General features: G+C 72.3%; 4 protein-coding genes and 1 pseudogene. All 5 read left to right on the top strand.

Going from position 1 to position 5,874, the window contains the following annotated elements; all coding sequences use genetic code 11:
- Positions 1 to 2,487, top strand: a pseudogene (locus M7D61_RS04290) (hypothetical protein); the annotation flags it as partial.
- Between the two features lie 2 nt (positions 2,488 to 2,489).
- On the top strand, positions 2,490 to 3,752 hold the full coding sequence (gene manA, locus M7D61_RS04285) for a mannose-6-phosphate isomerase, class I (protein WP_298227951.1): 1,263 nt from the start codon (positions 2,490 to 2,492) through the stop codon (positions 3,750 to 3,752).
- Positions 3,749 to 4,705, top strand: coding sequence for a UDP-glucose 4-epimerase GalE (gene galE, locus M7D61_RS04280; protein WP_298227949.1), 957 nt, complete (start codon positions 3,749 to 3,751; stop codon positions 4,703 to 4,705). The genes manA and galE overlap by 4 nt, the downstream gene beginning before the upstream one ends.
- A 233-nt stretch (positions 4,706 to 4,938) precedes the next feature.
- The gene (locus tag M7D61_RS04275) at positions 4,939 to 5,265 is read left to right on the top strand and encodes a WhiB family transcriptional regulator (protein WP_298227953.1); all 327 of its coding nucleotides are present in this window, start codon (positions 4,939 to 4,941) and stop codon (positions 5,263 to 5,265) included.
- A 133-nt stretch (positions 5,266 to 5,398) separates the two neighbouring features.
- Positions 5,399 to 5,874, top strand: a 476-nt coding sequence (locus M7D61_RS04270) for a glycosyltransferase (RefSeq protein ID WP_298227947.1), incomplete at its 3' end; no start/stop codon positions are given.

The following is a 5,874-nucleotide window of genomic DNA, read 5'->3' as shown; positions in this document are numbered from 1 at the left end:
CAGTCGGCCGCGACCGGCTCCTACCTCAAGCAGCTCGGGCCGGTCCGCCAGGTGCCGAGCTCGTACCTCAACTCCTACACGACGGGCACGACGCTCGGCCGGGTCGTCGCCGACCCGCTGAGCGCGACGCCGTATCTGGTGCAGAGCAATCAGCGGCACACCTTCCAGTCCTGCGCGCAGCAGGCGCTCTTCGGCTACCCGTGCAGGAGCAGCGCGATCGTTCCGCTCACCCTCAATCAACTCGCGAAGCTCAAGCCCGGCCCGCAGGTCAACAATTTCTTCAGCGTGCTCACCTCGTCCGGCAACAGCATCTGGTACTCCCTCGACGTCGCCAGGAAGCAGAAGAGCCAGATCCAGTACTGGGCGGCGGTTCTGCAGCTGAACGGCGGCACCCCACCGTTCGTCGCCCAGATGGATGCCGCTGCCGCGGCCGCGCTGTCGAACGGCAACGAGTACTACAAGCAGGGCACCACCTTCAGCTTCAACGGCGCCGAATGGCTCATCGACGGCCTCAGCGGTCTCATCGAGGTTCCGTCCGCCGGCGTGGCGGCGGCCGTCGGCCTTCCCGCCCCGCAGGTGCGGGTGGCGGCGGCCATGCAGCGCTACCGGGCGACCGGCGCCACGCTCAGCCAGGTCGTCGCCTGCGGCTCGACGAGCTACTTCGCCGGCGGCGGCAGGCTCTACAAGCTCGCGAGCTCGGCGGCGGCGGCCGCCGTCGGCATCGCACCGACCGCGCTCCAGAGCGCGACGTGCGGGGCTCTGACGGTCGCGCCGAGCGCCGCGCTCTCGCACGTCTTCGTCTCCTCCGCCGGCGCGACCTACGAGGTCGCACACGGTACGGCGCAGCTCGTGACGTCGAGCGCGCAGGCCAAGAGCCGCAACGGCGGCACGGCGCCGACCGTCATCCCCGTCTCCTCGGCCGAACTGGCGCTGCTGCCGCTCGGCATCGCGCTCGTCCCGTCGGGAACCGTGCTGCAGGGGGCCGGCACCGGCCCGGCCTACTTCATCGACTCGGGGAAGAAGTTCCCCCTGACGCTCGCGGCGCGCCGCAGCCTCGGCATCTCGCTCGACAAGCGGATCACCGTGGACCCTCGCGCCCTCGCGAACGTCGCCGCGCAGCCCGCGCTCGCCCAGGCCGTCGTCTGCGGCGGCACCGCCTACTTCGGCGACGCCGGCACCCTCTATCGGCTGAGCAGCCCGGCGGCGGCCGGCACTCTGGGCATCGGCGTCACCACGCTCTCCGGCGCCTTCTGCGCGACGCGCACGATCTCGAAGGCGGCGCCGCGTTCGAAGCTGTTCATCACGGACGGGGTGGGCGGTCCGGCCTATCTCCTTGCAGGCGGCGCGGCGAGCGCGATCGGCTCGACGAGCCGCCTCACGGCGCTCGGCGGCACGGCGTCCGCGGTGCTCGCGGTACCTGCTTCCCAGTTCTCGTCGTGGCCGGTCGACGGCAGGTACCTCGACGCCGGAGCCCTCATCCAGTCCGGAGGCAGCAGGCCGGCGGTCTACCTGGTGGATGCCGGGCGCACCCTCTTCCACCTCTACAACCGCGCCGCCCTCGACGCGGTCGGCATGGCGAGCCACCCCGTCGTCACCGGTCTCGACCCGCGGGTCTTTGCCTGGTTCACGGTCTCGAGGACCCTGCTCAAGCAGGTCGTGCAGTGCGGATCGACGGTGTACTACGCCGCGGCAGGAACGCTGCACGCGCTGAAGACGAACACCACCGGCATCGCCCCGGTTCCGTTCTCGCCGTCGCTCTGCAGGCGCCTCGCGGTGGCCAAGGGCGTCTCGGGGGCGGCATTCGTCGCGGTCAGCGGCCATTCCGAGATCTTCCAGGTCGCGAACAGCCACGCCGAATGGCTGCCCGCCGCAGCGGCCAAGGCGGCGAACGGCGGCAGGGCGGGCGCGGTCTGGACCATCTCGCAGCACCAGCTCGACGGTCTCGGGGTCAAAGTCGACAAGGTGCCGCTCGGCACCGCCGTCCAGCCCGCGGGGAAGAAGAGCTGGTACGCGGTCGTCGGCGCTCGCTCGCTCGCCGCCATCGCGAACCCGGGGGTTGCCGCGGCGTACCGCACGGCCGCCCCCGTGACCGGGCTGTGGTCGCACGTCTTCGCCTCCTTCGCCATCGCGAGGGGAAGCCTCACGCAGGTCGTCGGCTGCGGTTCGCAGCCCTACTTCGCGGCCTCCGGCACGCTCGTCCCCATCAAGCACTGGGGCGTGGTGTGGATCCGGCCGAGTTCGGCCGGCGCCCCGGCGCTCTGCGCCGGCCTGCCGAAGTCGGGCCGGGCGCCGCTCGACCCGCTCATCGTGAAGGTTCCCGGCAGCGGCGTGACCTACGTGATCAGCGGCGGCAGACTGCACCGCGTTCCGGATCGCGCGACCTTCCTCGCCCTCGGAACCGGGGGCAAGGCGCCGGCAGTGCTCACCATCAGCACGGCGGAGTTCGCCGGGATCCCGCGCGGCCCCGACCTGCCGAAGACGAAGTAGCGATGTTCGTCCGCATCGGCAACACCCCGCGCGACTACGCCTGGGGCGACCGCACCGCCCTCGCCGAGCTGCTGGGTCGCGCCCCGTCCGGTGCGCCCGAAGCGGAGCTCTGGCTGGGTGCGCACGAGGGCTCCCCATCGCAGGTGCTCGACCCCGCGGTCGGCGGCGGCTGCCGGACGCTCGACGAGTTCATCGCCGCCGACCCGATGCTGGCCCTCGGCAGGATGCGCGTCATCGAGGCCGAGGCGGCCGGCCGCGCGCCGCGCCTGCCGTTCCTGCTCAAGGTGCTCGCCGCCGCCGCCCCGCTGTCGCTGCAGGCTCACCCCTCGAGTGCGCAGGCACGGGCCGGGTTCGCGCGCGAGAACGCGCAGGGGATCCCGCTCGACGACCCGCGGCGCAACTACCAGGACGACCAGCCCAAGCCCGAGATCATCGTCGCCCTCGAGGACGGCTTCGAGGCGCTCTGCGGATTCCGCTCCGCGGCCGCCGCCGCAGCGGACTTCGACCTGCTCGGCGTGCCGGAGCTCGCCGCGCGGCTGCGAGCGCATCCGAGCGATGAGGCGGCGCTGCGCGCGGTGACGCGCTGGCTCCTCGAGCCGGACGGCGACGCGGTCGCAGCGGTCGTCGCGGCGGTCGTCGCAGGGGCGAATCGGGTCGCCGACTCGGCTGCCGACGCGCCGCGGTTCGCCGCAGTGCGCTTCATCGCAGCGCAGCGCCCTTCCGACCCGGGCATCGCCGTCGCGCTGCTGCTCAACCATGTCGCGCTGCGGCGCGGCGAAGCCCTCTACCTGCCCGCCGGCAACATCCACGCCTACCTCAGCGGCGTCGGGGTCGAGCTCATGACGGCCTCCGACAACGTGCTGCGCGGCGGCCTCACCCCGAAGCACGTCGACGTGCCCGAGCTGCTCGAAGTGCTCGACTTCGCCCCGCTGCCCGTCCCCTTCCTCGCGGCCGTCCCGGTCGCGCCGGGCGTCGAGTCGTACCGGCCCGGCGGGCCGGACTTCGCGCTGGCGCACGTCGTCGTCCCCGCGGATTCCGCGGCGGGCCCCCTGCCGCTGCCCAGTGCCGCCATCGCGATCGCGGTCGCGGGCCCGGTGCACCTCGCCGGCGCGGGCGGCGGCAGTCTCGAGCTCGCCCGCGGCGAGGCGGTCTTCATCACGCCCGACGAGCTCGCGCTGACCTTCACCGGCGCCGGCGAGGTCTTCGTCGCCACCGCGAACCCGTCCGTCGCCACGACCCCGAAGAGCCCTCAGGAGGACTCATGACCTGGCTCGTCACCGGCGGAGCCGGCTACATCGGATCGCACGTGGTGCGCGCCTTCCTCGAGAAGGGCATCGATGTCGCCGTCATCGACGACCTCTCGAGCGGGCACGAGGCTTTCGTGCCGGACGGCGTGCCCTTCATCCGGGCGTCCATCCTCGACCGCGACGCGCTGGCTCGAGCGATCCGGGGTGCGATCGGCGTCGTCCACATCGCCGGCTACAAGTACGCCGGGGTCAGCGTGCAACGGCCGCTGCACACCTACGAGCAGAATGTGACGGGCACCGCGGTGCTGCTCGAGGCCATGGCGGATGCCGGGGTCGGCAGCATCGTGTTCTCGTCGAGCGCGGCCGTCTACGGCACCCCTGATGTCGACATCGTGACCGAGGGGACCGACAAGCACCCGCAGTCGCCGTATGGGGAATCCAAGCTCATCGGCGAGTGGCTGCTCGCCGATCAGGGGCGGGCGACCGGGCTGCGGCACACCTCGCTGCGCTACTTCAACGTCGTCGGCTCGGGCGCGGCCGACCTCTACGACACGAGCCCGCACAACCTCTTCCCGCTGGTGTTCGACGCACTGCTCGCAGGCCGGGCGCCGAAGATCTTCGGCGACGACTACCCGACGCCGGACGGCACCTGCGTGCGCGACTACATCCACGTCGCCGACCTCGCGCTCGCCCACGTCGCCGCGGCGCAGGTGCTCGAGGCGGGCGGCAGCCTTGCGAGCGTCTACAACCTGGGCAGCGGCGACGGCGTCTCAGTGGCCGAGATCATGGCGGCGATGGCACGGGTGACCGGCATCGACTTCGCGCCGGAGATCGCGCCGCGCCGGCCGGGTGATCCGGCGCGCATCGTCGCCTCCGGGGAGCTCGCCGCCCGCGACCTCGGCTGGCGGATGCGACACTCGCTGGACGAGATGGTCGCGACCGCCTGGGCGGCGCGTTCCGCTCACCGGTGACGGCCGGCGAGCCGTCAGGCGGCGTGCTGCGCGCCGACAGGCGCCGGGGATCGCACGCCGGATAGCCTGCTCGGATAACGATTCGCCCGGGCGCGCAGCGACACGCCCAGCACGTAAACCCTCCATTCGTCATCGAGGGTTTACACATGGCCGCTTGACTCGGACCGAACTACACCGGTGTAATTACCTCAACGCCCGCTTCGGCGGGAGAGTTCACCAGGGTGGAGGTCGACATGTCCAGCGAATACCGCGCCTCGGCTCCCGACGATTGGTTCGTCGATCCCGTCAAGCTGGGCGTTCCCGGCGTGCGCCGGATCCGTGCCGAGATCGCCGACGACGACCTGCTCGCCTGGCAGGCCGACGCGCTCTGCGCCCAGACCGACCCCGAGGCGTTCTTCCCCGAGAAGGGCGGCTCGACCCGCGACGCCAAGAAGATCTGCACCACCTGCGACGTCCGCTCGCAGTGCCTCGACTACGCGCTGCAGAACGACGAGCGCTTCGGCATCTGGGGCGGTCTCAGCGAGCGGGAGCGCCGCAAGCTCCGCCGCCGCGCGGTCTGAATTTATTGCCGCGCCCGTCCTAGCCGGGCGCGGGTCGCTTTGCGAAACGGCGTACGCGCCGCCGTTTCGCTGATGGCCGGGTTGGGCGGGTCGCTCACCGCCTCCGGGACGAGTGCTCCTTAGGCTGACCGCGATGCAGCAGACCGTCACCGCGATCGTGGTCGCCCGCGCCGCGGGCGACCATCTCGAGCGCACGCTGCAGGCGCTCGCGTCGAGTACTCGCCGCCCCGACAGCGTCATCGTCATCGGCCGCGGCGACGTGCAGGACGCCGCGCGCGCGGCATCCCGAACCCTCCCGGTGAGCTATCTCGAGGCCCGCGACCGGCTCGGCTTCCCGGCTGCGATCGCGGCGGCCGCCCGCACCCTGAGCCCCCCGCGATCCGGCGATGAGTGGCTGTGGCTGCTCAGCCAGGACACCGCCCCCGAACCTGCGGCCCTCGAGCGCATGCTCGCCGTCGGCGAGACGAGCCCGTCGGTCGCGCTCGCCGGGCCGAAGCTCGTCGAGTGGGACGACCGCACCCGCATCCGCGACTTCGGCGTGACGATGACGCGCTTCGGCCGCGCGGTGCCGCTGGTGGAGGGCGAACTCGACCAGGCGCAGCACGACGG

Source organism: Gryllotalpicola sp. (genome assembly GCF_027352875.1).
GTDB lineage: Bacteria > Actinomycetota > Actinomycetes > Actinomycetales > Microbacteriaceae > Gryllotalpicola.
Note: the sequence above shows the minus strand (reverse complement) of the source record. Positions and strands in the feature narration are given on the sequence as shown.